Annotated in this window: 21 protein-coding genes; 9 read left to right on the forward strand and 12 right to left on the reverse strand. The window is 71.1% G+C overall.

Annotated elements, in window-relative coordinates; genetic code table 11:
* Nucleotides 1–35 precede the first annotated feature (35 nt).
* Complete coding sequence (locus QFZ82_RS04720; RefSeq protein WP_307711913.1) at nucleotides 36–3239, reverse strand: carboxyl transferase domain-containing protein; 3204 nt, start codon at nucleotides 3237–3239, stop codon at nucleotides 36–38.
* A gap of 78 nt (nucleotides 3240–3317) precedes the next feature.
* On the opposite strand from QFZ82_RS04720, the gene QFZ82_RS04725 reads away from it, so the two are divergent.
* The 3 genes from QFZ82_RS04725 to QFZ82_RS04735 all read left to right on the forward strand — a co-directional run bounded on the left by QFZ82_RS04725 (nucleotide 3318) and on the right by QFZ82_RS04735 (nucleotide 6702).
* Complete coding sequence (locus QFZ82_RS04725) at nucleotides 3318–3971, forward strand: TetR/AcrR family transcriptional regulator (protein WP_307711914.1); 654 nt, start codon at nucleotides 3318–3320, stop codon at nucleotides 3969–3971.
* Nucleotides 3941–5578 carry an AMP-binding protein gene (locus QFZ82_RS04730; RefSeq protein ID WP_307711915.1) on the forward strand — a complete coding sequence of 546 codons (1638 nt, stop codon included), beginning with the start codon at nucleotides 3941–3943 and terminating at the stop codon, nucleotides 5576–5578. Before QFZ82_RS04725 ends, QFZ82_RS04730 begins: the two co-directional genes overlap by 31 nt.
* A gap of 620 nt (nucleotides 5579–6198) precedes the next feature.
* Nucleotides 6199–6702 carry a nucleoside deaminase gene (locus tag QFZ82_RS04735; protein WP_307711916.1) on the forward strand — a complete coding sequence of 168 codons (504 nt, stop codon included), beginning with the start codon at nucleotides 6199–6201 and terminating at the stop codon, nucleotides 6700–6702.
* A 393-nt stretch (nucleotides 6703–7095) separates the two neighbouring features.
* On the opposite strand, the gene QFZ82_RS04740 is transcribed toward QFZ82_RS04735, so the two are convergent.
* From QFZ82_RS04740 to QFZ82_RS04780, 9 genes are all read right to left on the reverse strand, one after another.
* A complete protein-coding gene (locus QFZ82_RS04740; protein WP_307711917.1) occupies nucleotides 7096–8292 on the reverse strand; it encodes a M6 family metalloprotease domain-containing protein in 1197 nt (398 codons plus the stop codon).
* A 63-nt stretch (nucleotides 8293–8355) separates the two neighbouring features.
* A complete protein-coding gene (locus QFZ82_RS04745; protein WP_307717622.1) occupies nucleotides 8356–9621 on the reverse strand; it encodes an alpha/beta fold hydrolase in 1266 nt (421 codons plus the stop codon).
* 180 nt (nucleotides 9622–9801) lie between these two features.
* Nucleotides 9802–10518 carry a GntR family transcriptional regulator gene (locus QFZ82_RS04750; RefSeq protein ID WP_307711918.1) on the reverse strand — a complete coding sequence of 239 codons (717 nt, stop codon included), beginning with the start codon at nucleotides 10516–10518 and terminating at the stop codon, nucleotides 9802–9804.
* Nucleotides 10519–10572: 54 nt separating this feature from the next.
* On the reverse strand, nucleotides 10573–11949 hold the full coding sequence (locus QFZ82_RS04755) for an aldehyde dehydrogenase (RefSeq protein ID WP_307711919.1): 1377 nt from the start codon (nucleotides 11947–11949) through the stop codon (nucleotides 10573–10575).
* A complete protein-coding gene (locus tag QFZ82_RS04760) occupies nucleotides 11946–12950 on the reverse strand; it encodes a proline racemase family protein (protein ID WP_307711920.1) in 1005 nt (334 codons plus the stop codon). Before QFZ82_RS04760 ends, QFZ82_RS04755 begins: the two co-directional genes overlap by 4 nt.
* Before the next feature lie 31 nt (nucleotides 12951–12981).
* Nucleotides 12982–13890, reverse strand: a complete 909-nt coding sequence (locus QFZ82_RS04765; RefSeq protein WP_307711921.1) for a dihydrodipicolinate synthase family protein — start codon at nucleotides 13888–13890, stop codon at nucleotides 12982–12984.
* Between the two features lie 69 nt (nucleotides 13891–13959).
* Nucleotides 13960–15429: an NAD(P)/FAD-dependent oxidoreductase gene (locus QFZ82_RS04770; RefSeq protein ID WP_307711922.1), complete on the reverse strand. Its 1470-nt coding sequence runs from the start codon at nucleotides 15427–15429 to the stop codon at nucleotides 13960–13962.
* The gene (locus QFZ82_RS04775; RefSeq protein WP_307711923.1) at nucleotides 15410–15724 is read right to left on the reverse strand and encodes a (2Fe-2S)-binding protein; all 315 of its coding nucleotides are present in this window, start codon (nucleotides 15722–15724) and stop codon (nucleotides 15410–15412) included. The genes QFZ82_RS04770 and QFZ82_RS04775 overlap by 20 nt, the downstream gene beginning before the upstream one ends.
* A 34-nt stretch (nucleotides 15725–15758) precedes the next feature.
* Nucleotides 15759–16934, reverse strand: a complete 1176-nt coding sequence (locus QFZ82_RS04780; RefSeq protein ID WP_307711924.1) for an FAD-binding oxidoreductase — start codon at nucleotides 16932–16934, stop codon at nucleotides 15759–15761.
* Between the two features lie 194 nt (nucleotides 16935–17128).
* On the opposite strand from QFZ82_RS04780, the gene QFZ82_RS04785 reads away from it, so the two are divergent.
* Genes QFZ82_RS04785 through QFZ82_RS04805 form a run of 5 tightly spaced genes read left to right on the forward strand, consistent with a single transcriptional unit; the run spans nucleotide 17129 to nucleotide 22786 of the window.
* Nucleotides 17129–18874, forward strand: coding sequence for an ABC transporter substrate-binding protein (locus tag QFZ82_RS04785; RefSeq protein ID WP_307711925.1), 1746 nt, complete (start codon nucleotides 17129–17131; stop codon nucleotides 18872–18874).
* A 9-nt stretch (nucleotides 18875–18883) separates the two neighbouring features.
* Nucleotides 18884–19810: an ABC transporter permease gene (locus QFZ82_RS04790; RefSeq protein WP_307711926.1), complete on the forward strand. Its 927-nt coding sequence runs from the start codon at nucleotides 18884–18886 to the stop codon at nucleotides 19808–19810.
* Nucleotides 19807–20793 carry an ABC transporter permease gene (locus QFZ82_RS04795; RefSeq protein ID WP_307711927.1) on the forward strand — a complete coding sequence of 329 codons (987 nt, stop codon included), beginning with the start codon at nucleotides 19807–19809 and terminating at the stop codon, nucleotides 20791–20793. The genes QFZ82_RS04790 and QFZ82_RS04795 overlap by 4 nt, the downstream gene beginning before the upstream one ends.
* Nucleotides 20793–21797: an ABC transporter ATP-binding protein gene (locus QFZ82_RS04800; protein ID WP_307711928.1), complete on the forward strand. Its 1005-nt coding sequence runs from the start codon at nucleotides 20793–20795 to the stop codon at nucleotides 21795–21797. The genes QFZ82_RS04795 and QFZ82_RS04800 overlap by 1 nt, the downstream gene beginning before the upstream one ends.
* Nucleotides 21794–22786: an ABC transporter ATP-binding protein gene (locus tag QFZ82_RS04805; RefSeq protein WP_307711929.1), complete on the forward strand. Its 993-nt coding sequence runs from the start codon at nucleotides 21794–21796 to the stop codon at nucleotides 22784–22786. The genes QFZ82_RS04800 and QFZ82_RS04805 overlap by 4 nt, the downstream gene beginning before the upstream one ends.
* A 58-nt stretch (nucleotides 22787–22844) precedes the next feature.
* Here QFZ82_RS04805 and QFZ82_RS04810 read toward each other — a convergent pair whose 3' ends face one another.
* Nucleotides 22845–24050, reverse strand: coding sequence for a M6 family metalloprotease domain-containing protein (locus QFZ82_RS04810; protein ID WP_307711930.1), 1206 nt, complete (start codon nucleotides 24048–24050; stop codon nucleotides 22845–22847).
* A gap of 99 nt (nucleotides 24051–24149) precedes the next feature.
* Here QFZ82_RS04810 and QFZ82_RS04815 point away from each other — a divergent pair, with 99 nt between their 5' ends.
* Nucleotides 24150–25121, forward strand: coding sequence for a LysR family transcriptional regulator (locus tag QFZ82_RS04815; protein ID WP_307711931.1), 972 nt, complete (start codon nucleotides 24150–24152; stop codon nucleotides 25119–25121).
* 85 nt (nucleotides 25122–25206) lie between these two features.
* Here the strand turns inward: QFZ82_RS04815 and QFZ82_RS04820 are convergent, their stop codons facing one another.
* Complete coding sequence (locus QFZ82_RS04820; RefSeq protein ID WP_307717985.1) at nucleotides 25207–25512, reverse strand: hypothetical protein; 306 nt, start codon at nucleotides 25510–25512, stop codon at nucleotides 25207–25209.
* Nucleotides 25513–25786 lie beyond the last annotated feature (274 nt).

Consider the following 25786-nt stretch of genomic DNA (forward strand, 5'->3'; position numbering starts at 1 on the left):
CCACCACGCCACAGGGGCTGGGGCCCCGGTCATTGTCACCAGGTGTCCACCAATCCCCCGCGGCTTGCCTCCCCGGCAGCCGCCCGCTGCCCGTCCAGAGCGGCCAGCACCCACTCACGGGAAGCGGCCGGGTCGATCACCGCGTCGATCTCCAGTGCGGCAGCGGCGTTCACTGCCTTGCCGTGCTCGTACAGCTCGGCGACGCGCTCCTCGAAAGCCCGCTGCCGTGCCTCCGCGTCCTCGATCGCGGCGAGCTCCTTGCGGTAACCGAGGCGCACCGCGCCTTCCAGTCCCATGCCGCCCAGCTCGCCGCTCGGCCAGGCGGCAGTGGCCAGCGGGACGCGGGTCGAACCGCCCATCATGGCCATCGCACCGAGCCCGTACGCCTTCCGCAGAATCAGCGACACCAGCGGTACGCGCAGATGGGCGCCGGCCAGGAAGAACCGGGCGAAATGGCGTACCGTCGCGGTCCGCTCGGCATCGGGTCCCACCATGAAACCGGGCGTATCGCAAAGTGAGACGATCGGCAGCCCGAAGGCGTCGCAGAGCTTCAGGAAGCGGGCTGCCTTGTCGGCGGCGTCCCGGTCGATCGCCCCGCCGAGATGGCCCGGGTTGCTGGCAAGGAGCCCCATCGGGCGCCCTTCGACCCGGATCAATGCCGTGATGACTCCGGTGCCGAAACCCTGCCGCAGCTCCAGCACCGAACCGGTGTCCGCGAAGCCCTCCACGAGGTGCCGGATGTCGTAGGCGCGGCGCCGGTTCTCGGGCACAGCATGACGAAGCAGCCGCGGATCCGGGGCCTGCCAACTCTCCTGCGCCCCCTGGAAATAGGACAGATAGGCACGGGCCACACGCACCGCCTCCGCCTCGTCCGCGACGGCGACGTCCACCACGCCATTGGGCACCTGGACCGACAACGGGCCGACTTCCTCGGGCGTGTACACACCGAGACCACCGCCCTCGATCATCGCGGGACCGCCCATGCCGATGGTTGCCTCCGGCGTCGCGATCACCACGTCGCAGCAGCCCAGCAGCGCCGCGTTGCCCGCGAAGCAGCGCCCCGAAGCGATGCCGACCAGCGGCACCGAGCCGCTCAGCCGCGCCATCTGATGGAACGTCATCACATCCAGACCTGCCACGGACGTGGTGTCCGTGTCGCCGGGGCGGCCACCGCCGCCCTCGGCGAAGAGCACCACCGGGAGCCGCCGCTCACCCGCGAGCTGCAGCATCCGGTCGGTCTTGCGGTGGTTCTGCAGACCCTGGGTGCCCGCGAGGACCGTGTAGTCGTACGACATGGCCACGACCGGGGATCCGGCGACCCTCCCCGTACCCGTCACCATGCCGTCGGCCGGGGTCGAGGTGATCAGGTCCTGCAGCGAGCGCCGTTGGCGCTGTGCCGCGACGGCCAGTGCCCCGAACTCGGTGAAACTGCCCTCGTCGCACAGATCGGCGATGTTCTCGCGGGCAGTACGTCGGCCGATCCGGTGCCGCTTGGCGACCGCCTCGGGTCGGTGTTCGTCCAGTGTGAGGGCGTGCCGCGCCCGAACCTCCGCGAGTTCGGGGCGTACGGCGTCGAGATCCACGGCCGCGGCGTGCGACTCCACGGTCCCGGTGCCGTCCGCGGGATCCAGCAGAACCAGCGGCGCTCCTTCGGAGACGGCGTCGCCCACCGCCACGGGCACGGCGCGTACCGTTCCGGCCCTCTCGGCACGTACGACGTGCTCCATCTTCATCGCTTCCACGACGAGCAACTGCCGGCCGGCGCCGACCGGCTGTCCTGCCGTCGCGTCGATGGAGACGACTGTGCCGCTCATCGGTGCCGTCACCGTGCCGTCGGCACCGGTCACGGCATCCGACGCCGCGGACGGTCCTTCGGACCGCCCTTCGACCTGCCCGCCGGCAAGTTGTTCGGTCAGTTGCTCGACAAAGCCGGTGTCCGTGCCGCCCGCGACGAACTGCGCATCCCGGAGCACCGCGTTCAACAGCGGGATACCGGTCCGTACACCCTCGATGCCGAACTCACCGAGCGCCCGTCGCGCCCGCTCGCAGGCTGCCGCGAAACCCGAGCCCTCCGGGACCCGGGCGATCACCTTCGCGAGCAGCGGGTCGTAGCGCGTGCTGGTGGTGTCCCCGGTCCGCGTCGCCGTGTCCACACGCACGCCAGGGCCCGTCGGCACCTCGAACCGGTTCAGTGTGCCCGGCTCCTCGGCGTACACGCGTGCCTGGACGGCGAAACCGCGCGGCGGCGCCGGCGTCCCGCCGAGGCCCAACGAGGCCAGCGTCCGACCGGCCGACAGGTGGATCTGCACGGCGACCAGATCGACACCCGTCACCTCCTCGGTGACCGTATGCTCCACCTGGAGGCGGGGGTTGGCTTCGATGAAGTGGAACTCCTCGCCGTTGACGAGGAATTCGAAGGTTCCGAGCCCTGTGTAGCGGGTCTCGCGCGCCATTCGAAGGGCGCTGTCGAGCAGCCGTTCGCGCACCCTCGTGCAGAGGGCTGGGGCCGGGGCGGTCTCGATCAGCTTCTGGTGGCGCCGCTGGGCGCTGCAGTCGCGCTCCCAGAGATGGGTCACGGTGCCGGTCGTGTCTCCGAGCACCTGCACCTCGATGTGGCGGGCTCCCGCCAGCAGCCGCTCCACGTACAACTCGCCGCGCCCGAAGCCCTGCTCGGCCTCCGACCGGCAGCGTTCCCAGGCCTCCTCCAGCTCGTCGGCGCCCCGGACCGCCCGTATTCCGCGTCCGCCGCCTCCGCCGACGGCCTTGACCATCACGGCGCCACCGGGCCCCAGTCCGGTCAGGAATTCCCGTGCCTCCACAAGACTCGTCGGCCCGTCGGTACCGGCGAGCACCGGCACTCCGAGTCGCCCTGCCAGCGCCCTGGCGCGGCCCTTGTCGCCGAAGAGGGCGATCACCTCCGGATCGGGGCCGACGAACACGATGCCCTCGGCCGCGCAGCGCGCCGCGAAGTCCGCGTCCTCGCTGAGGAAGCCGTACCCGGGGTGCAGCAGCCCGCACCCGGCTCTGAGGGCCGCTGCCAGCACCGCGGCGCAGTCCAGATAGGCGGCCGGCCCCGTACCGGGCAGCGGATGCGCCTCGTCGGCGAGACGCACATGGGCCGCTTGCGCGTCGTCCTCGGCGTACACGGCCACCGTCCGCAGCCCCGCTTCCTGCGCAGCCCGCAGCACCCGTACGGCGATCTCCCCGCGATTGGCGACCAGTACGGCGTCAGAACCCATGAGCCCTCCAGCAAGTCCGGCACGAGGCGGCGCCGCCATGCTCATTGACATTGGCGTCAACGTCAATATGCTCGCCGCGTGGCACGCAGACAACAGCCCTGGGCGACCAGAACCGCACGCGACCGCACCGACGCCCCGGCCCGGACCCAGCTCCTCGACGCCGCGGAGTCGGTCTTCGCGCGCCGCGGCTACGGGCTCGCGACCATCGCCGACATCACGGCCGAGGCCGAGCTCTCGCGAGCGAGCTTCTATGTCTACTTCGCCTCGAAGGAGGAGATCTTCCGCGTGCTGGCGGTCCGCGTACGGGACGCGTTCCTCGCCGCCCAGGAGGTGCCGGGCGTCGACCTGGACGACGCCGCCGCGGTCGCCGAGGCGTCCACGGCCGCCTTCATCTCCGCCTACGCCCGGCACCTGCCACTGCTGCGGCTGCTCGAGCAGCAGGCGCAGACCGACGATGACGTCAGGCAGTTGTGGGAGGAGATCCAGGAACGCCCCGTCCACCGTGCCGCCCGCTACATCCGCAGGCTCAGCGCCGATGGCCGGCTCGCCCCCGTCGCCGATCCGCTCTCCGTCGCCCGTGCCGTGGGCGGCATGAGCATCCAGTTCGCCCGACTCGTCGCCCAGCGGCCGACGGAGTACGACGCCGCCGTCCGCGATGTCACTGCCATGTATCTGCACCTGCTCGGAACAGGAGCCGCACCATGCGAACCAACCGGACCGAGGAGTACCTGAACGACCTGCGCGCCCGTCAGGCCACGTCCCGTCAGGGGAGGCAGCCGGGGACGGTGACCCATCGCGCGGGCGAGCGGACGGTGCCGGGGTACGTACGCCACTGGGCCGAGGTGACCCCCGACAGGCCCGCGCTCGTCTTCGGCGGTCAGGAGCTCACGTACCGCGAACTGGACGATGCCGCCGACCGGTTGGCCGGCTGGCTGGACGCCCACGGTGTGCGCCGCGGCAACCGCGTCGCCGTCTTCCTTCCCAACAGCCCTCACTTCGTGGTCGCGTTCCTGGCCGTCCTGCGTCTCGGCGCCGTGCACGTCCCGGTCAACCCGATGTTCAAGGCGGCCGAGCTGCGGCACGAACTCGCTGACGCGGGCGCCGAAGTCGTCATCACCGCCGACCGGCTGGTTCCCGTACTGGAGGAGGTGCGGGAGGCCACCGCCGTACGCGAGACACTGCTGGTGGAGGACTGGCAGCAGGTGCTGGACCACCCGCCCCTCGGCCGTGTCGCCGACGATCCGGACGCGCTCGCCGCCCTCAACTACACCGGCGGCACCACCGGAATGCCCAAGGGCTGCGAGCACACCCAGCGCCACATGGTCTACACGGCCACCGCCATCCAGGGCGGCATACCCGGCGCCGCCGACGGCATCGTCTCGCTGTGTTATCTGCCGGTCTTCTGGATCGCGGGTGAGAACCTCGGCATCCTGGCGCCTCTCGTCTCCGGCGGCACGAGCGTCCTGCTGGTCCGCTGGGACCCGGCGAAGGTTCTCGCCGCCGTCGAGCGGTACCGCGTCACCACGATGGCCGGCACCGTCGAGAACTACCTCGAACTGCTCGACCACCCGGGCTTCGCCGCCCACGACCTGAGCAGCCTCACCTCCCCGCTCACCGTCTCCTTCATCCGCAAGCTCACCCCGGACATCCGCGCCCGCTGGCGCGCCGCGGTCGGCCCGGACAGCGTGCTGCGCGAGGCCTCGTACGGCATGACGGAAACGCACACCAGCGACACCAGCACCCTCGGCTTCCAGGACGGCGACCGGGACCTGCTCAGCGACCCGGTCTTCTGCGGACTGCCCGTCCCCGGCACCGACTTCATGGTCACCGACTTCGCGACCGGCGAGCCGCTGCCGCTCGGCGAGCCCGGTGAGATCGTCGTCCGCGGCCCGTCCGTCCTGACCCGCTACTGGAACGCACCCGAGGCCACCGCCGCCGTCCTGCGCGACGGCTGGTTGCACACCGGCGACATCGGCAGTCTCGACGAGGACGGCTGCCTCCACTACCTCGGCCGCCACAAGGACATGATCAAGGTCAAGGGGATGAGCGTCTTCCCCACCGAGGTCGAGACGCTGCTGGCCCAGCACCCGGGCGTGCTCGACGCCGCCGTGGTCGCGCTCGACGACGAGACGTTCGGCCAGCGCCCGTACGCGTACGTCCGCGCCGTCCCCGGCAGCGGGTTGACCGCCGGGGCCCTGCACGACTGGGCGACCGAGGCCATGGCGGCGTACAAGGTCCCCGGGATCGAGCTGGTCGACGCCTTTCCGATGACCGCGACCGGCAAGATCAGGAAGACGGAACTGAGCGAGCGGGCCAGTCGTCCGCGGCCTGCGCCGTGAACCCCGGCGGGCGACGGGCGGACCGACGTTCAGCCCGGTTCCTCCACCGCCAGGGAGGTGATCGGGTCGCCGGCCCGGCGCTGGGAGGCAGCGCCGACGAGTGACTGGGTTTTATAGGAGTTTCCTCGCGTCGCGAGCCCCACTGGTTCTTGTAGGAACCCACGAGGAGTCGGTCGTAGCCCGCGGTGCCTTTCATGCCTTCCACTCCTAGCCGACTGCACCGGGTTGGCTGTGTACTCCTCGTACAAGTTGCAACGAAGAAAGGCGAGTTGCAGCGAACCAGGGGGGTTGGTGCCGTGCGCCGCCGCCTCCAGTCATGCCCTTCGGGGCCGCTGGATGCGAGGGCCCGGCATCGGACGCGACACGCATCGCGGGCCGTACCGGCGTGAGGGCTGCCACCGACTTGGAACACTGTCGGCGGACCACTGCGCTCGATCCCCCTGACGTTCCGTCAAACGAGGGAGAGAGCCTTGAAAGTAGGCCGCTGTCGGCACTGACCCGACCACGCCCCCGGCCCCGCGACACGCCCCCAGGGGCCGGCTGTGCCCGCACAGGGCGGAGCACCCCGAAGGTGGCGTCCACCACCCAAACACCCACCCCCTTCCCGAGAAGGAGCAGTCATGACCGCGCACGCCCAAGAGGCCGGCGTCCACGAGTTCGAGCGGGCCTGGCTGGAAGAGGCGATCCAGCTGGCCACCACCAGCGTGGCCAACGGCGGCGGCCCGTTCGGCGCGCTGATCGCCAAGGACGGCGAGATCATCGCGACCGGCAACAACCGGGTCACCTCGACCCTGGATCCCGTCGCGCACGCCGAAGTCAGCGCCATACGCGCCGCATGCCGGCAGCTCGGCGAGTTCACGCTGGAGGGCTACACCCTGGTCACCTCGTGCGAGCCGTGCCCGATGTGCCTTTCGGCCGCTCTGTGGGCGCGCGTGGACCGGGTTGTGTTCTCCGCCGACCGGCACGACGCCGCAGTGGCCGGATTCGACGACCGCAAGTTCTACGACCTGTTCGAGAAGAAGCCCGCGTCGATGTGGCCGATGGCCGTCGACCAGCTGGATCTCCCGAACCGGACCGCACCGTTCGACGCGTGGGTGGCCAAGGCCGACCGCGTCGACTACTGACGGGGAGCTCCCCGATGTGATCAACCGGAAACACACCCATGCATCACTCGACGGTTCTCGACGCCGACCCTGACGCCGTCCGGTCCGTCGTCCGCGACCCCATGCAGGTCGTGAGGATCGTCTCCGGGCCCGCCGTGAAGAACGTCGGCTGGGCGGAAGGCGGATCAGCCTCGTGTTCAACAAAGGACTCGTCCAGCAGGAAGTCGCCGGACGCAACGAGGTGGACCGCTCCTCCACCTACCGGGCTGTCGCCCCCACCATGGGCATCGACTCACCTGACCGTGCGTGATTCGTATCGACGGCGGTTGACCGGGCGCTCCGTGTCGATGTTCAGTCGGCGCGCCTGGTCGGCCGGCGTGCCGCGTTCGTGGTCCGGCCGCCATCGGGGAAACCTCAGGGCATGCGCAGCCGCACCACATCGCCGGCCTCTCCGCCCGCCAGCACCTCTATGCGGGCGCCGCTGTCCGGGTCCGTGAAAATCTGACCCGGGGTGTGGGCCGCCAGGTCGAGCGTGGTGCAGCCGGCGGGTGGGGTCTCGGACGGTCTGCCGTTCACGACCCGGATCGGGCCCTCGCCGGTCGGAGTCGCGGAGTCGACCTTGTAGATGAGGACGCCGGCCGAGCAGGCTCCCCGGTCGATCCCCTCGGGACGGCGGGACTCCGCGACGTACGCCGTGGTCTCGCCGGTCCGCAGTACGGCGATCTTGGTGCCGCCGGGCCGCTCCACCGGTGTCAGACGCACAACGCGACGTCCGGAGGCGTCGACGCAGGCGACCTGGGCGTCGCGGGTCCAGTCCAGCTTCCAGGTGTGCCAGCCCAGGTACTGGGGAGCGTGGCCGGCAATGTTGCCCATCACGTCCCAGCCGCCGACGTACTGATGGGTGGGGCCGGTGAAGGAGTACAGGTCCGGGAGGCCGAAGGTATGGCCGGTCTCGTGGGCGACGACCTTGTGACCCCAGCGCCAGAGGTCCTGCCCGAAGGTCACGCCCCACTTCAGACGGGTTCCGTCGGCGGTCACGCCGGGCGTGCTGGGGTCGTAGAGGTAGGTCGGGGAGAAGGAGATCGCGGACGCCGTCCTGGTGGGTACGACATAGACCATGTCGTAGCGGGAGAAGTCCGCGTACGGGTCGGCGGACTCGATCGCGTCGCGTACGTACTTCTCGTGGGTCTCGAAGGTCAGGCCTCGTTCGAAGCCGTACGTGTGCGACTCCGCAGGCATGCGGATCCAGCGGTGGAGTGAGGTGAGGGCGAGACGGGAGCGCCCGTGGCTGGCCGTGCGCATCCAGTCGGCGGCCGGGGCCAGTTGGGCGGCGTACGCGTCCGTGGGCTCGGTGGCCCGCGCGTCGGGGAAGTCGACGAACAGCGTCAGCACCCGCCGAGTTCCTGTGGAGGGCTGGAACTGGACCTGATCGGTGGCGTGGCCTTCGTCGGTCCACCCGGTCCTGCCGGGGAGCGCGCAGGCGGAAGCGGGAACGGCGGGCCGCAGCGCAGGAGTTGGGGCGGCCGCCTGGGCGTTCGCCGGGACGGTCAGGGACGAGGCGAGGGCGAGAGCCGCCGTAAGAGAACGCAGGCGGATCGGCAGAGCAGGCATGGGACTCCCGTCGGATGCGGGCGATGGATGAGGGGGAGATGAGAGGGAGCGAGAAGCGAACGGCTATGCGCGGCCGGCGGCCATGTCCATCAGCCGGGCGAGCACACGGCCGCCGGAGGCCGTGACGCCGTCGTGTTCCCACTCGTTGGTGACCCACGTCCGGGTGGCACCGACTTCGCGTGCCGTGCGCAGGGAGAGGCCCGCGTCGACGTACATGTCGTCGTGGTAGACGACCGCGGCCAGCGGAACCTGGTTGGCGGCCAGGCGGCGAGGGTCGTAGAGCGGCGGCCAGTCGGTGCGCCGGGCGAGGAGGTCCGCGGCGTCCGCGAAGGGGCGCAGGGCCTTGATCTCCCGGAACATCCAGGGGTAGATCATTTCTCCGGTGAGCAGGAGCGGGTCCGCCTTCTCGGCGAACTCGGGGAAGCCGTCGAGCGCCCGGGAGGCCGCCCAGCCGGTGGGACCGGCCCCCTGCCCGTACAGCGTCTCCTGCAGGACGGCGAAGAGCGGGTTGTCGGTGAATCCGGTCAGGGTCTCCGTCTGGTGGAGGAAGGTGTCCGTCAACTCGCCGTTCGCGTCGAGCGATTCGTCGAGCAGCCAGTGGATCCGTTCGAAGCCGTCGCCCATGCCGAGCGCGAGGCCGAGCGTGCGCAGACGACGGGTGGTCAGGCGGTCTCCTCCCGGCAGCCGGATGTCGTCGGCCGCCAGGAGATCGGCGATCCGGCGCAGTCGGAGGGCGTCGTCCGGATAGCGGGCGTAGAAGTCGAGGACCCGCTCCCGCACCCGGGGGTAGGTGCGGGCGTACACGTCGTCGGCGGTCGCGGTGAGGCCCGGCAGGCCGCCGGTGACATAGCAGGCCCGCAGACCTTCCGGCTCCCGGGAGAGGTAGGTGAGGGTGATGAAGCCGCCGTAACTCTGGCCGAGCGTCTCCCACGGGGCGTCGCCGCACAGGCGGCGGCGTATCAGTTCCGCGTCGGCGACGATGGCGTCGGCGCGGAAGCAGGCGAGATACGCGGCCAGTCGGGCCGGCGAGTCGAACCGGGCGGCCGTACGGGCGGTGATCGGGGTGGAGCGGCCGGTGCCGCGCTGATCGAGGAGGAGCACCCGGTGGGTCTTCAGCGCCTGGGGAAGCCACCCGGGCGAGCCCGCCGAAGGCCGCGGCGCCTTGCCGCCGGGACCGCCCTGCAGAAAGAGCAGCCACGGCAGTCGTTCGCCGGCGCGGGCCGGGTCGACGACTTCACGCGCAACCACCTGGATGGTCGGGCCGGCCGGAAGGGAGTGGTCCAGCGGGGTGGTGAAAACGTGATCGGTGATGGCGTAGACCGGGTTCATAAGTCCCTTTCGCACCAGGCGGTTGTCAGCACAGGACCGAGTGATGTGTGACATTGCATACCGAGCATGAATCAGCAGGCTCGTTCCGAGAAGCTCTCACTCGGGCATAGCAGGGTGTTATGGGGACTGTGCCGTCTCAGGCAGAGCGCCTGCGCGTCTCAAGCCGAGCGCTGCGCCGTCTCAGGCCGAGCGCTTGATTCCGGCCCTTCCAGACCCTCCGGCCGGGGAAGACCCACCACCGCCGGCCCACAGAGAGCGCACATGACCCAGGTGCCGGGCCATGCACTTCTCGGCCCCCTTCGCGTCACCCGCGAGCATCAGGTCAAGCAGCTCCAGGTGCTCCTCCGCCGAGGGGATCAGCTCGCCGCCCTCGTCCAGGGCCGTGAGACCGTACAGCCGGGAGCGCTTGCGAAGGTCGCCGACCGTCTCGACGAGGCGGTCGTTGCCCGAGAGCGCGAGCAGCGACAGATGGAACCGCCGGTCGGCCTCCAGGTAGCCGACCAGGTCGTGGTCGCGGGCGGCCCGGACGATCTCCTCCGCCACCGGACGCAGCGCCTCCAGCTCCTCGCGCGCTGCACTGCGGGTGACTCGGCCGACTGTGGGGATCTCGATCAGAGCACGGATCTCCGTGTACTGGTCGAGGTCGCGCTCGCTGACCTCCGTCACCCGGAAGCCCTTGTTCCGGACGGGCTCGACCAGGCCCTCACGGGCCAGGTCGAGCATCGCCTCGCGGACGGGGGTGGCGGAGACACCGAAGTCCTCGGCGAGTGTGGGCGCCGAATACACCATGCCCGGGCGCAGCTCACCGGAGATCAGGGCCGCCCGGAGAGCATGGCTCACCTGGTCGCGCAGCCGCTCGCGCGTTGCGTTGAGATCGGTCTGCTTCAGGTGGCCCATGGAGGTTCTGGTCCCTTCGGTCCGGTAAGAACCCACCGTACAATGTCATGTTGTCTATGGAGGTGTCAGGGTGTAGGTGCGGCTGGAGGTGTAGAACTCCAGCGCGGCCCTGCCCTGTTCGCGCGGCCCGTGGCTGGACGCCTTGGCGCCTCCGAACGGCAGATGGAAGTCGACGCCGGTTGACGGCGCATTGATCCTGATCATTCCGGTGTCGAGCCGGTCGAGTCCGCCAAGGGCAGTGCTCAGATCGGCGGTGTGGACCGAGGTGACCAGGCCGTACGGCACCGAGTTGGTGATCCGTGCCGCGTGATCCAGGTTCTCTGCGGGCAGCAGGGCCGCCACGGGGCCGAAGACCTCTTCGCGCAGCAGGCGGTGCCCCGAGGGGACCTTCTCGACCAGGGTCGGAGCCGCGAACCAGCCCGGACCGTCGGGCACGGTGCCGCCGGCCAGTGCGCACAGGCCGTGCCAGGATTCGCAGACCCGGTCGCGGGCGTGCTGGTCGATGAGCGGCCCGCTCACGGTCGCCGCGTCGGCCGGATCGCCGACCGGAAGAGCCCGGAGCGCTTCCGAGAGCGCCTCGCGCAGGGGCTTCAGGGCCGTCCCGACCGCGATGACACGGCTGGTGGCGGTGCATTTCTGCCCCGCGTAACCGGCGATCGCGGTGGCGATGTGGGCCGCGGCCGTCTCGATGTCGGCGTCGGGAAGGACGACGGCCGCGTTCAGACCGCCCATCTCGGCCTGGACCGGAATGCCCCGGGCCGCACCGCGGCGTGCGACGGCCCGGCCGACGGCGGTCGAGCCGGTGAAGGAGACGACATCGGCGGAGGAGACGAGCGCGTTGCCCTCCGCCGCCCCGCCGGGCAGGACGGTGAAGACGCCCTCCGGCAGGGCCCGCTGGACGACCTCGGCCAGGTGCACGGCGCAGGCGGTGGCCTCGGGGGCGGGCTTGAGGACGACCGCGTTGCCGGCGGCGAGCGCCGGGGCGGCCTTCCAGCTCGGAATGGCGAAAGGGAAATTCCAGGGCGTGATCAGTCCGGCCACACCGTGCGGCCGGCGGCGGGTGAGCAGCAGACCGGCGCCCACGGCGGTCTCGTGGACCGCCCCCACGGGCTCGTACGGCGCCTGGGCGTAGTAGCGCCAGATCGCGACCGTGCGCGCGACCTCGGCCCGGGCTTCGGTGAGGGGCTTGCCCACCTCCCGGACGGCGAGGGCGGTCAGCTCGGCCCCCGCGGTCTCGATGGCGTCGGCGGCCGACCCCAGAGCGGCCGAGCGGGCGGCCGCCCCGCCGAGCAGCCACCCCTGCTGGGCGGCTCGCGCCCGGTCCACGGCGTCGATCGACGCGAAAGCGCCGGGCGCCGGAATCTCCAGGAGGACGTCGGACGGGTCGGCGGGATTGCGCGAGGTGAGGACGAGGAACTTGGTGGTGGTCACAGGAGGAAACCTCCGGGGAAGGGGTCGTCCGGATCGAGGAAGTACTGGGCTGTGCCGGTGATCCACGCGCGTCCTGTGACGGTCGGGACGACGGCGGGTCCCCCGCCGACCTCGGTCTCGGCGACGAGGCGTCCGGTGAAGCGCGTCCCGATGAAGGACTCGTTGACGAAGTCGCGGTCGAGCGGCAGTTCACCGCGGGCGTGCAGCTGCGCCATGCGCGCGGAGGTGCCGGTACCGCACGGGGAGCGGTCGAACCAGCCGGGGTGGATGGCCATGGCGTGGCGGGAGTGGTGGGCGTCGGAACCGGGGGCCGCGAGGTAGACGTGCTTGACTCCGGCGATCTGCGGCTGCTCCGGGTGGACGGGCCGGTCCGGCGAGGCGTTGATCGCCTCCATGATCGCAAGTCCTGCCGTGAGCAGCTCGTCCTTGCGGGCGCGGTCGAACGGCAGGCCCAGCGCGTCGAGTTCGACGAAGGCGTAGAAATTGCCGCCGAAGGCGAGATCGTACGTGACCGTGCCGTAGCCGGGCACGGTCACCCTGCGGTCCAGGCCGACGCAGAAGGACGGCACATTGGTGAGCGTGACCGACTTCGCCGCCCCGTCCTCCACCTGCACGTCGACACGGACCAGGCCGGCCGGGGTGTCGAGCCGCACGGTCGTGACCGGTTCGGTCACCGGGACCATGCCCGTCTCGACGAGGACAGTGGCGACGCCGATGGTGCCGTGTCCGCACATGGGCAGCAGCCCGGAGACCTCGATGTAGAGGACGCCGCAGTCGGCGTCGGGCCGGGTGGGCGGCTGGAGAATCGCACCGCTCATGGCTGCGTGCCCGCGCGGCTCGTACATCAGGAGCGTCCGGAGACGGTCCAGGTGCTCGATGAAGTGGAGCCGCCGCTCGGCCATGGTGGCGCCGGGGATCACACCGACGCCACCGGTGATCACCCGCGTGGGCATCCCCTCGGTGTGCGAGTCGACGGCGTGGAACACGTGACGCGTACGCACGGGCCTTTCCTTTCGGTCGGTGGCGGACTGGTCAGTGGTGGCCGTCGGCCACGGCCTTCTCGGTGGCGCCCCGGACTCCCGCCTCGATCTCTCCGGTCAGCGGGAAGCGGGGCGGGCGGGTCGGCCCTCCGGGCCGGCCGACGATGTCCATGGACAGCTTGATGGACTGGACGAACTCCGTCTTGGAGTCCCAGCGCAACAAGGAGTGCAGGGACCTGTAGAGCGGGAGGGCCGTCGCCAGGTCGCCGGTGACGGCGGCGTGGTACAGCGCGGAGCAACTGGCCGGGAACGCGTTGGGGTATCCGGCGATCCATCCGACGGCGCCGGCCAGGGCGAGTTCGAGCAGGACGTCGTCGGCACCGATCAGCAGATCGAGTTCCGGGGCGAGTTCGGCGAGCTCGTACGCCCGGCGGACGTCCCCGCTGAACTCCTTGACGGCGACGATGCTGCCGTCGGCGTACAGCCCTGCGAGCAGCCCGGGGGTCAGGTCGACCTTGGTGTCGATGGGGTTGTTGTACGCGACCACGGGCACGCCGGCCCGGGCGACCTCGGCGTAGTGGGCGCGTACGGCCGGCTCATCGGCCCGGTAGGCGTTCGGGGGCAGCAGCAGCACCGAGCCGCAGCCCTCCTCGGCCGCCTGCTCCGCCCAACGCCGGGCTTCGCCGCTGCCGTAGGCGGCGACACCGGGCATGACCCGGGCCCCGTCGCCCGCTGCCTCGACGGCGGTACGGACGACACGGGCGCGCTCCTCAGCGGTGAGGGTCTGGTATTCGCCGAGCGAGCCGTTGGGTACGACGCCGTCGCAGCCGTTGTCGATCAGCCAGCGGACGTGCTCGGCGTATGCGTCGTGGTCGACGGACAGATCCTCGCGCAGGGGCAGGGTGGTGGCGACCATGATGCCGCGCCAGGGGGTGGCGTTGTTCCAGTTCTTGGCGGTCATGCCGACGGACCTTTCTGTAGAGTGTGACATTTCATTAAGCTCTCAGCTTCCCCAAGAGGGCGGAATCGCCTACGACCGGCGGTCGCCGGCCTCGGCGCTTTCGGCGTCGGCCTCGTCGAGGGCGGCCAGCACCGAGAGCGGAACCGGTGTCGCGAACGGGCGGCGCTCGGCCGGGGGTCCGGCGTCGCCGTCGCGCGCCGCGAGGCAGGCCACGGCCGTGCCGCACATCCGTCCCTGGCACCAGCCCATGCCGGCCCGGGTGAACAGCTTGACGGTGCGCGCGTCGCGCGCCCCGAGCTCGGCGACCGCCTCTCGGATGCGCCCGGCGGTGACCTCTTCGCAGCGGCACACGTCCGTGTCGTCGGCCAGCCACCCCGGCCAGCCGGACCCGGGTGCGTGGGCGGCGGCCATCACCTCGGCGAAGGCGCGCATGCGGTCCCGACGACGGCTCAGTCCGCGGATCCGGCCGGCGGGGACTCGGCTCCCCCGCAGCCGGACGGCGACCGCGACGCCCGCCAGCTCGCCCTCGACACGGGCCAGTTCCGCGCCTCCCACACCCCCGGCCTCGCCGGCCGCCCACAGGCCGCGCACCGAGGACTCCTGAAGACCGTCGAGGGCGAGCGCGAGGGTGCCGTCGGGCAGTGTGCGGGTGGCGCAGCCGAGCGCCACGGCCAGTTCGGTCTGGGGGACGAGCCCGTGCCCGACGGCCAGCGCGTCGCAGGCGATCCGGCGGCCCGACCCCTGTACGGGCCGCCAGTCGCGGTCGAGGCGGGTGACGGTGACGGCCTCCACCCGGTCGGAGCCGTGCACCTCGGTGACGGCGCTGCGGGTCCGCAGCCGCACGCCGTGCCGCAGTAGCGCCCCTCCGTGCAGCAGCGCCTCGGCCGCCTTGTGCGGGTTGGTGACGAGTGCCCGAGGGTTGCGGGCGTACCGCAGGTACCCGGACGCCTCCACCACCGCCGGCACCCGCGCCCCCGCCGCGGCCAGCGAGGAGGCAACGGCGAGGAGCAGCGGGCCGCTTCCCGCCACGACGATCCGTCTGCCGGGCAGGACCAGGCCGGACTTGAGCATGGCCTGCGCTCCCCCGGCGCTGACCACGCCGGGCAATGTCCATCCCTGGAAGGGGAGTTGACGCTCGTACGCGCCGGTGGCGAGCAGGACGGCGCGAGCGCGCACGCGGGCGCTGCGTTCGTCCGCTCCGTCGGGGCCGATGACGGCGTGAACGGTCCAGGGGCCGTCGACGGCCTCGTCGCTCCTGGTCACGCTCCATACGTGGTGTCCGGCCAGATGGGTCACGTCGCTCTCGGCGAGACGTCGGCGCAGGTCGCGGAAGGCGGACCAGTCGTGGTGCAGCGCTTCGGGCCGCACGGCGCCGAGGCTCGGCGCCGGATGCCGGTAGAACTGTCCGCCGGTCTGCGCCGAGGCGTCCACCAGGGCCACGGACAGGCCGAGTTCGCAGGCGGCCACGGCGCCCGCGATTCCGGCGGAGCCCGCCCCGACGACCGCGAGGTCGTACGGTTCACACACCGAGGCGGTCATGGCCGTGTCCTTCCTGAGTGGTGATCTCGTCGCCGGGGCGCGCGGGAACCAGGCAGGCTCGTCGGTTGGGCTCCCCGTTGATGGTGGCCAGGCAGTCGTAGCACTGGCCGATGCCGCAGAACACGCCGCGCGGCCGGCCACCGTCCCGGGTGGTGCGCCAGGCGAGGATGCCGGCTCCCCACAAGGCGGCGGCCACGGACTGTCCGGGCAGGGCGGCGACGGGGCGTCCGTCGAAGGTGATGTCGAACGACGGATCGGACTGCGCCCCGACCAGGTCGGCGGGGGTACGGGCCACGGGACCTCTCCTTTCGTGACGGGTGCGAGTGGGCTCAGGAGGACGCCGAGGCGAATCGCCCGGGCGTGAACGGGCCGAGGTCGACCGGATGTTCGCCTCCGGTCAGGCACCGGGTGATGATCTGTCCCGTCACCGGCGCGAGACCGATCCCCGCTCCCTCGTGCCCGCATGCGTGCAGGAGACCGGGGACGCGCGGGTCCGGCCCGATCGCCGGCAGGTGGTCCGGCAGATACGGCCGGAATCCGGCGTACGTGCGCATCGCCCGCACCCCGGCCAGCATCGGGAACAGGGCCGTGGCCCCGGCCGCGAGCCGCCGCAGCACCTCGGTGGAGAGCGACCGGTCGAAGCCGACCCGCTCCCGGCTGGCGCCGATGAGCACCGGGCCCGCCGAGGTGCCCTCGACCACCGCCGAGGTCTGCAGCGCCGCCGACCCACTGGCCACATCCGCCACATAGTCGGCCGCGTACACCTTGTGGCGCACCACCCGCGGCAGCGGTTCGGTGACCAGGACGAAGCCCCGGCGGGGCAGGACGGGAAGCTCCACCCCGGCGAGACGCGCGAGGTCACCGCCCCAGGTTCCGGCGGCGTTCACCACGTACGGGGCAGAGATCTCCCCGGCCGTCGTACGGACGCCGCGCACCTCTCCGGAGGCACCGGTGACGATCGCCTCGACCTCCTCGCCGAGCCTGAGCCGGACCGCACCGCGGCCGCCACCACGCTCTCCGCCCGCACGCAGCAGGTGGGCGGCGGCGAGGGCGGGCATGACCTGGGCGTCCTGCGGATAGTGGAAGCCGCCGGCGAGGCCGGGGGCGAGGTGTGGTTCGAACTCGTGCAGCAGTTCGGCCGGGACCTCCCGGGCGTCGACACCGGCTTTGCCCTGCCCGGCGGCGAACGCCCGCAGGGCGTCCATCCCGTCCTCGTTCGAGGCGACGACGAGTCCGCCCTTGGGCTCGTAATCGATGTCCGGCGGGAGCAGTTCGGCCAGCTCTCGCCACAAGGCCCCGGAGAGCAGGGCGAGTTCGAGTTCCGGGCCGGGCTCCTTGTCGGAGACCAGGATGTTCCCCTCCCCCGCCCCCGTGGTGCCGCCGGCGACGGGGCCTCGGTCCACGACGGTGACGGTGAGGCCGGCCCGGGCGGCATAGTAGGCGCAAGCCGCGCCGACGACGCCCGCGCCGACGACGATGACGTCCGAGCTTCTTCTCGTGAGCACGTCAGTAATATTTCACATTGCACAACGAGAGGCAAGACCCCACCCGAACCCGGCGGGCCCCATCGGACACGGATGGGTAACAGGGCCCTCGATGGGTTGTCAGTGCAATTTCACATTACTATGTTACAGGTCACGTTCCAGCCGCCGCTCGCCGCCGAGCCGGCTGTCCGACTCTGCTCTCGGAGTGATCACTGATGGACACGCGCACCCGTACCGCACTCGCCACCGCGCTGGTGGCCGCCCTCAGCCTGGGAGCGGCCGCCTGTTCCGGCGGCAAGAAGGCCGACGACGGCCGGGGAGCCGAAAACCCCGCGACCGCGAACAACGGCGCGGTGGTCGGCGGTACGCCGCAGAGGGGCGGCACCCTGACGGTCCTGTCCAACCAGGACTTCACCCACCTCGACCCGGCCCGCAACTGGGTCATGAGCGACATGGACTTCGGCACGCGCCTGCTCTACCGCACCCTTGTCACGTACAAGGCGGAACCCGGCGCGAGCGGCGGCGAGTTGACCCCCGACCTCGCCGAGGACCTCGGCGTCCCGTCCAACGGCGCCAAGACCTGGACATTCAAGCTCAAGAAGGGCCTGAAGTACGAGGACGGATCGCCCATCACCGCCCAGGACATCAAGTACAACGTCGAGCGGTCCTTCTCGCCCGATCTCCCCGGCGGCCCCGACTACGCGGCCCGCTACCTCGCCGGCGCCGAGGGCTACCAGGGACCGTCCCAGGGCAAGCAGCTCGACTCCGTCAAGACCCCTGACGCCCACACGATCGTCTTCGAACTGCGCAAGCCCTTCGCCGAGTTCCCCTACGCGACCGTGCTGCCCACCTTCGCCCCCGTGCCGAAGGCGAAGGACAACGGCCCCCAGTACGACAACCGTCCCTTCTCCTCCGGCCCGTACAAGATCGAGTCCTACGCCCGCGACAAGCAGCTCACCCTGGTCCGCAACACCCACTGGGACCCGAAGACGGACACCGTGCGCAAGGCCTACCCGGACAAGGTCGTCATGACCATGGGCCTGAAGGCCACTCAGATCGACGACCGGCTCATCGCCTCCTCGGGCGGCGACGCCTCTGCCGTCCAGTGGCGCAAGCTGAGCCCGGAGAGCACCTCCAAGGTGCTCACCAGGGCCGAGGTCAAGGCGCGGCTGCTCGCCGAGTCCAGCAACTGCACCGAGATGGTGCAGATGCACACCGGCCGCGCCCCCTTCGACAACGTCAAGGTCCGGCAGGCCGTGCAGTACGCCCTGGACCGGGAGGCGGTCACCACCGCCTCGGGCGGCCCCGCCCTCAACGACCCGGCCACTGCCCTGATGCCGGGGTCCCTCTTCGCCGGCAAGCAGCCCGACAGTCTGAAGATCCCGCTCACCGGTGACGTGGAGAAGGCCAAGCAGCTCCTGAAGGAGGCCGACCGGGCCGGCGGCTTCTCCACCAGTATCACGGTCTCCAACGGCGACAAGGGCGTCGGCGAGGCGATCCAGCAGTCCCTGGGCCGGGCCGGGATCAAGGTCGTCATCGAGACCGTCGACCCCTCGGCCTTCTACGACACCATCGGCGACACCAAGAACCGCACGGACCTCGTCTACACCGGCTGGTGCCCGGACTACCCCTCCGGCTCCACCTTCCTGCCCTTCGTCTTCGACGGCCGCTACATCAAGGAGAAGGGCAACTCCGGCAACCACTCCCTCTTCCGCGACGACGCGACCATGAAGCGGATGGACGAGATCGCCGCGATGACCGATGCCGCCCAGGCCAACAAGGCCTGGCAGGAACTGGACGGACAGATCCTCGCCAAGGCCCCGACCGCGCCCGCCGTCGTCGAGCGCATGCCCCTGCTGATCGGCACCAACATCGCCGGCGCCTTCGGACACACCTCCTTCGGCGGCCAGCTCGACTACGCCACCATCGGCCTCAAGGACCCCTCCCGGAGCGGCAGCTGAGTGACCGTCATGTCCACCGTCTCCGCACCCCCCGCCACAGGCAGCGGACCCTGGCAGCTCGCCCGCGCGGAACTGCGCCGCCGCACCTCCGTGAAGCTCTCGCTCGCCGTGGTCGCGCTCTTCGCGCTGATGGCCGTCGCCGCCCCGCTGCTGAGCGCGCTGGGCGGCTGGGGCCCCGAGGAGTTCGACAAGAGCGCCGTCGATCCCTACCTGGGCGGTCAGCCCATCGGCCCGCTCGGCGGGGTCTCCGCCGAGCACTGGCTCGGCGTCGAACCCGTCACCGGCCGCGACCTGTTCGCCCGGGTCGTGCACGGCGCCCAGGTCTCCCTGCTCATCGCCTTCGCCGCGACCGCGATCGTCGTCCTCGCCGGGACGGCGGCCGGCATCGCCGCCGGGTTCTTCGGCGGCCGCACCGACGCCGTGCTCTCCCGGCTGATGGACCTCACCATGTCCTTCCCCTCCCTCATCTTCATGATCGCGATGATGTCGGTGGCCCGGGACGTCAACCGGATCCTGCTGATGACTGCCGTCATCGGCCTCTTCGGCTGGCCCGGCATCGCCCGCGTCGTGCGGGGCCAGACCCTCTCGCTCAAGCACCGCGAGTACGTCGACGCCGCCCGCGTCGGCGGATCGGGGCCCTTGCGGATCCTGGTCCGCGAGATCCTGCCGGGTGTCGCCGGGCCCGTCATCGCGTACACCACCCTGATCATCCCGGGGATGATCGCCACCGAGGCGGCGCTGAGCTATCTCGGCGTCGGCGTGCGCCCGCCCACCCCCTCCTGGGGCCAGATGATCGCCGAGAGCGTCGCCTACTACGACACGGATCCCATGTACTTCGTCGTCCCGAGCCTCTGCCTCTTCCTCACGGTGCTCGCGTTCACCCTGCTCGGGGATGCCCTGCGTGACGTCCTCGACCCGAGAGGAAGCAGCGCGTGATCCTCTACCTCGGCCGCCGGCTCCTCGGCGTACTCGGCGTACTGGTCGCCATCGCCGCCGTCACCTTCACCATCTTCTACGTCCTTCCCTCCGACCCGGCAGCCGCGGCGTGCGGCAAGTCGTGCAGCGTCGAACGCCTGGAGGCGATCCGCGCCCACATGGGCCTGGACGACCCTCTGTGGCGGCAGTTCACCGACTTCGTCACCGGCATCTTCACCGGCCGCACCATGGGCAGCGGGCAGTACGCCCTGCACTGCGAGTTCCCGTGCCTGGGCTACTCGTACGAGAACAGCCAGGGCGTCCGGGACCTCCTCGTGGACCGGCTTCCGGTCTCCGCCTCGCTCGCCCTGGGCGCCGCCGCGATATGGCTGCTGCTCGGTCTCACCGCGGGGGTCACCGCCGCCCTGCACAAGGACACGTTCACCGACCGCGCCCTGATGGTCGGCGCGGTCGCCGCCGCCTCACTGCCCGTCTACTTCACCTCGGTGATGCTGATCTACGGGCTGATCCGGGTGGCCGGGCTGCTGCCCTATCCGCAGTACGTCCCCTTCGGCTCCGACCCCGTCGCCTGGGCCTCCAACCTGCTGCTCCCCTGGCTGGCGCTCGCGATCCTGTACGCCGCAATGTACGCCCGGCAGAGCCGCAGTTCGATGATCGAGAGCATGGCGGAGCCGTACATCCGCACCGCCCGCGCCAAGGGTCTGCCGCGCCGCACGGTGGTCGTCAAGCACGGACTGCGGGCGGGCATGACGCCCGTCCTCACCATCTTCGGGATGGACCTGGGCGGTCTGCTCGCGGGCGCGGTGATCACCGAGTCCATCTTCGGACTGCCCGGCATCGGACGGCTCTTCTACGGCGCCCTGTCCACCGGGGACCAGCCGGTCATCCTCGGGGTCACCCTGCTCGCCGCCACCTTCATCGTCGTCGCCAACCTGGCCGTCGACCTGCTGTACGCCGTCGTCGACCCGCGAGTGAGGTACTGATGGCCGAGTCCGCCTCCCTGCTGTCGGTACGGGACCTGACGGTCACCTTCCCGACGAAGCGCGGCCCGGTCCGGGCCGTCGACTCCCTCGCCTTCGACGTGCCGCGCGGCCGGACCCTCGGCATCGTCGGCGAGTCCGGCTCCGGAAAGTCGGTCACCTCGCTGGCCGTGATGGGCCTGCACACCGGCGCCGAGGTCACCGGCTCCGTCACTCTGGCCGGGCGGGAGCTGATCGGTCTGTCCGACCGCGAGCTGAACGGTCTGCGCGGCCGGAGAATGGCGATGATCTTCCAGGACCCGCTGTCCGGCCTGCACCCGTACTACACCGTCGGGGAGCAGATAGCCGAGCACCAGCGGGTCCACTTCGGTTCGGGCCGAAAGGCCGCCCGTGAGCGGGCCGTCGAGGCGCTCGCCGAGGTCGGAATCCCCGAACCGCGGCGCCGGGCCGGCGAGTACCCGCACCAGTTCTCGGGCGGTATGCGCCAGCGCGTGATGATCGCCATGGCGCTGGTGTGCGAGCCCGATCTCCTCATCGCCGACGAGCCGACCACCGCCCTGGACGTCACCGTCCAGGCCCAGATCCTCGAGCTGATCGCCCGCCTCCAGCAGGAGCGGGGGCTCGCCGTCGTCATGATCACGCACGATCTGGGAGTGGTCGCCCGGGTGGCCCACGACGTCCTGGTGATGTACGGCGGCCGGGCCGCCGAACACGCGCCGGTGGACGACCTGTTCGCGGCGCCCGCCCACCCGTACACTCGCGGCCTGCTCGACTCGCTGCCCCGGCTCGACGACCACGACGACGCCCCGCTGCGGGCGATCCCGGGCAGCCCGCCGTCCCTGCTCGACCCGGCACCGGGCTGCGCGTTCGCGCCCCGCTGCCCCCGCACGGCCGCCGGCTCCGAGGAGGAGCGGGCGCGCTGCGCCGGCGAACGCCCGCTGCTCCGCGGCCCGGACGGGCATCCGGCCGCCTGCCACTTCCCCGCGTACGAAGGCGTCGCCTCATGACCATGACCACGACCACGACATCCCAGCCCCTGCTCCGTGTACGGGACCTGACGATGACCTTCCCGGGGGGCCGGGCCCGCTCGGCCCCGGTCCGGGCCGTCGACGGCGTCGGCTTCGACGTGGCAGCGGGCGAGACCCTGGGGCTCGTCGGCGAGTCCGGCTGCGGCAAGTCGACCACCGGCCGCATGATCGTCCGGCTCCTGGAACCCACCGCCGGCTCCGTCTCGTACGAGGGACGCGACATCAGCCATCTGTCCCAGCGGGAGCTCAAGCCGCTCCGCCGTGATCTTCAGATGGTCTTCCAGGATCCGCACTCCTCCCTCAACCCCCGGCACACGGTGGCCCGGATCATCTCCGACCCGCTGATGGTGCAGGGGAGTTCGGCGTCAAAGGCGCGCAAGCGGGCCGTGGAGCTGATGGATCTGGTCGGGCTCATCCCGGAGCACATCGACCGCTATCCGCACGAGTTCTCCGGCGGTCAGGCACAGCGCATCGGCATCGCCCGCGCGCTGGCCACCAGCCCCCGGCTCGTCGTCGCCGACGAACCCGTCTCCGCCCTCGACGTCTCCGTCCAGGCCCAGATCGTCAATCTGATGGAGCGGCTCCAGAGCGAACTCGGGCTCGCCTACCTCTTCATCGCCCACGACCTGTCGGTCGTCAAGCGGGTCTGCGACCGGGTCGCGGTGATGTATCTCGGCCGGATCGTGGAGATCGGCACGAAGGAACGGGTGTACGCGGCCCCCGCCCACCCCTACACCTGCGCGCTGCTCTCCGCCGTGCCGCTGCCCGACCCCGCGGCCGAGCGGTCCCGGGAGCGGATCACACTGCTCGGCGACCCGCCGAGCCCGGCCGCTCCCCCACCCGGCTGCACCTTCCACCCGCGCTGCGCCAAGGCCGAAGAGATCTGCCGGACCGAGGCCCCGCAGTTGCGCGTCGCCTCGCCCGGCGAGGCGCGCCAGGTCGCCTGCCACTTCCCCGAAGCAGGCTGACCCGCGGCTGTGCCCCGGCTCCCGTCGGGGAGCCGGGGCACAGCCGTACGCGTACCGGTCACGACTTGGTGATCCGCACGGTCTCGCCGTACCCGTCGGCGCCCAGTACGTCGATCCGGACACCGGCCACGGCGTCGTGGAAGGACTCACCCGCCCAGTAGGGGGCGTCGTCCAGCGGGCGACAGCCTGCAGCCGGCGTGGCACGCGGCTTGGCGTCCATGACCCGGATCGGCCCTTCGCCGGTCCGCACGGAGGTGTCGATCCGGTAGATCAGCGCCCCCGTGGAACAGACGGCCGTGTCCGCCTGGACGCCCCGCCTCGATTCGACGACGTACGCGGTGGTGGAACTGGTGCGTACAACCGCCATCTTGGTCCCCGATCCGTACTCGACGGCGGTGAGATACACGGTGTCGCTGCCTGCCGAGGCCCGGCAGACGACCTGGCTGTCCCGCGTCCAGCCGAGCTTCCAGGAGTGCCAGGCGAAGTACTGCGGCCCGGCGCCTCCGACCAGGCCCATCACGTCCCACCCACCCACGAAGCGGTGCGCGTCGGCACCCGCGTCGAAGGCGTACAGATCGGGCAGCCCGAAGGTGTGGCCGGTCTCGTGCGCCACCAGCTTCCTCCCCCAGTGCCACATGTCCTGACCGAACGTCACCGCCCACTTGATCCGGCTGCCGTCGGCGACGACGCCCGCCGTTCCCGGGTCGTACACGTAGGTGGGGGTGAAGGAGATCGCCGACGCGTTCCTCGTCGGCACGACGTACACCATGGCGTACTGCGAGAAGTCCACGTAGGGATCGGCGGCCGTGACCGCGTCCTTGACGTACGCCTCGTGGGCCTCGTGCGTCAGCCCGCGCGCGTATCCGTAGTCGGTGGAGACGCGCGGCATCCTCACCCAGCGCTGATGCTGGGTGATGGCCAGCCATGCCTTGCCGTACGAGGCGTTCCACAGCCAGTCCGCACCGGGAGTGATCTGTGCCGCGTCCTGTGCGGGCGTCTCGGTGGCGGGCGCGTCCGGGAAGTCCACGAAGATCATGGCGACCCTGATGGTTCCCGACGGGCGCTGGAACACGGAGTGGTCCGTGTCATGCCCTTCGTCCGTCCAGCCGGTGGTGCCGGGCAGAGCGCAGGCCGACACCCTGTCCGCGGCCGTGGCGGCGCGGGCCTGGGGAGGGCTGAGAAGAAGAAGGAACGGAAGCAGGGCGGCGAGCAGCAGCGGCGAAAGCGTCGGCCGGTGGATCGGCGAGAGACGCAGTGGTCTCACGTGATCACCACCTTTCCATGATGGCGTGTGACATTTCACATACGATTGCCGACGCACGGGGCTGTCCCGAAGCTGTCGCCTGTCCATAACATCCGCGCCATGGATCTGGAGATACGGCACCTGCGCGTGGTGTGCACGATCGCCGATGCGGGGAGCCTCACCCGCGCCGCCACCGCACTCCACATGACACAGCCGGGGATCAGCGCCCAACTGCGCCGTATCGAGGCCATGCTGGGCGGGTGCCTCTTCCACCGGCGACAGGAGGGCACCGTCCCCACGCCCTTCGGCGAGCTGGTACTGGGCCGGGCCCGCGCCATCCTGCCGAGCATCGACGAGCTGCTCACCGACACGGCCCGGGCCACCCGGCGCATGTCGGCCACGGCCCTGATCCGCGTCGGCTCGGTCGGAGCCCCGTTGCTCGGCCATCTCCTCCTGGCCGTCAAGGCGTTGCTGCCGGAGGCGGAGGTGACCTCCCGCTGCCGGTACTCCCCCCTCGACCTCCTGGAGGACCTCGCCGCGGACCGGCTGGAAGTGGCGGTGCTCGGCGACCACCCCGGCCAGGAGCTCCCGCAGCCCGAAGGTGTGGCACTCCACACGATCGCCACCGAGCCGGTCTTCGCCCTCCTGCCGGCGACTCATCCGCTCGCAGCGCGGGACGAGGTCTCACTGCCCGATCTGCTGGAGGACGACTGGGCGGTTCCCCGACCCGCTGCCGACCGCACTCGCGCATACTGGTCCTCCGTCTCCGCTCTGACGGGCCGTATGCCGTGCGCCCCTCATGAGGCGGAGGGGCGGCAGCTGATCGAGATCGTACGGGCGGGCCTGGCCGTCAGCCTCTGCCAGGCCACCTTCATCGAGGTGCCCGGCGTCGTGGTCCGCCCCCTGGCCGGGAACCCTCTGTGGTACCGGCACATGCTGGCCTGGCGCGACGACGGACCTCTTGCGGCCCACGGGACGGATGTCCTGCACCGTGTCGTCAACGGCTACCTGTCCGCCTGCACCGCGAGCCCCGCCTACGCGCGCTGGCAGGAACAGAACGTGGGCGCGGCGCGCGCACGGCGGTACCCCTGACGACGACTGAAGTCCTCGCGGCCCGGCCTTCGGACCGCGACGGCCGGGCGGAGCGGAGCGGGGCCGGATGGGGAGGGCAGCCCGGTCAACCGTCTCGTTTGCCTCCGGGGCGTTCCACCTGGGCCCGCACCAGGGCGCTCAAGCTGCGGTGTCGGGTCGACGGCCATCCGCCCGGCTCGCCGTCGAGTTCAGCATTTCCTGGCGATCCGGTGCTGCCGAGCCACTCGAGGAAGAACGCTGCCGGCACGGAAATCAGGCGCGGGGTGTGGAACGGATACCAGGTGAAACTCACTTCCGGCCCGTCGCGGAGGCGGCGCCGATAAGCGCCGACGCGGACGTTGTCGTCGGGGCCGGGATCTCCGGACTCACAGCGGCGCGCCGCCTGATCCAAGCTGGGTTTCGTCAGTGCTCGTGCTGGAGGCGAGCGACCGAGTCGGGGGCCGGACGGTCAACCTCGACCTCGGCGACGGAGTGGTCACCGAGGGCGGCGGGCAATGGGGAGTCACACCCACCCGGCCGATGCAGGTGGCCTGTCCCGGCACTTCCCCTCCTGGACGGACCGGAACGCACGGTCGTACGCGGCCCGTTCCGGCCGGCGCCCCGAGCGTTCCTGAACGGGGAGATGGTCATGTCCCCAAACCCCCGTGGTTCGTCATCAACCGCAC

Source organism: Streptomyces sp. V4I23 (assembly GCF_030817975.1).
GTDB lineage: Bacteria > Actinomycetota > Actinomycetes > Streptomycetales > Streptomycetaceae > Streptomyces.

What these genes read in the sequence shown, in the direction of transcription:
- QFZ82_RS04790 (WP_307711926.1), top strand. Translation starts at nt 18,884, where the DNA reads ATGTCCACCGTCTCCGCACCCCCCGCCACAGGCAGCGGACCCTGGCAG.
- QFZ82_RS04730 (WP_307711915.1), top strand. Translation starts at nt 3,941, where the DNA reads ATGCGAACCAACCGGACCGAGGAGTACCTGAACGACCTGCGCGCCCGT.
- QFZ82_RS04765 (WP_307711921.1), bottom strand. Translation starts at nt 13,890, where the DNA reads ATGACCGCCAAGAACTGGAACAACGCCACCCCCTGGCGCGGCATCATG.
- QFZ82_RS04750 (WP_307711918.1), bottom strand. Translation starts at nt 10,518, where the DNA reads ATGGGCCACCTGAAGCAGACCGATCTCAACGCAACGCGCGAGCGGCTG.
- QFZ82_RS04740 (WP_307711917.1), bottom strand. Translation starts at nt 8,292, where the DNA reads ATGCCTGCTCTGCCGATCCGCCTGCGTTCTCTTACGGCGGCTCTCGCC.
- QFZ82_RS04805 (WP_307711929.1), top strand. Translation starts at nt 21,794, where the DNA reads ATGACCATGACCACGACCACGACATCCCAGCCCCTGCTCCGTGTACGG.
- QFZ82_RS04745 (WP_307717622.1), bottom strand. Translation starts at nt 9,621, where the DNA reads ATGAACCCGGTCTACGCCATCACCGATCACGTTTTCACCACCCCGCTG.
- QFZ82_RS04735 (WP_307711916.1), top strand. Translation starts at nt 6,199, where the DNA reads ATGACCGCGCACGCCCAAGAGGCCGGCGTCCACGAGTTCGAGCGGGCC.
- QFZ82_RS04800 (WP_307711928.1), top strand. Translation starts at nt 20,793, where the DNA reads ATGGCCGAGTCCGCCTCCCTGCTGTCGGTACGGGACCTGACGGTCACC.
- QFZ82_RS04815 (WP_307711931.1), top strand. Translation starts at nt 24,150, where the DNA reads ATGGATCTGGAGATACGGCACCTGCGCGTGGTGTGCACGATCGCCGAT.
- QFZ82_RS04720 (WP_307711913.1), bottom strand. Translation starts at nt 3,239, where the DNA reads ATGGGTTCTGACGCCGTACTGGTCGCCAATCGCGGGGAGATCGCCGTA.
- QFZ82_RS04770 (WP_307711922.1), bottom strand. Translation starts at nt 15,429, where the DNA reads ATGACCGCCTCGGTGTGTGAACCGTACGACCTCGCGGTCGTCGGGGCG.
- QFZ82_RS04785 (WP_307711925.1), top strand. Translation starts at nt 17,129, where the DNA reads ATGGACACGCGCACCCGTACCGCACTCGCCACCGCGCTGGTGGCCGCC.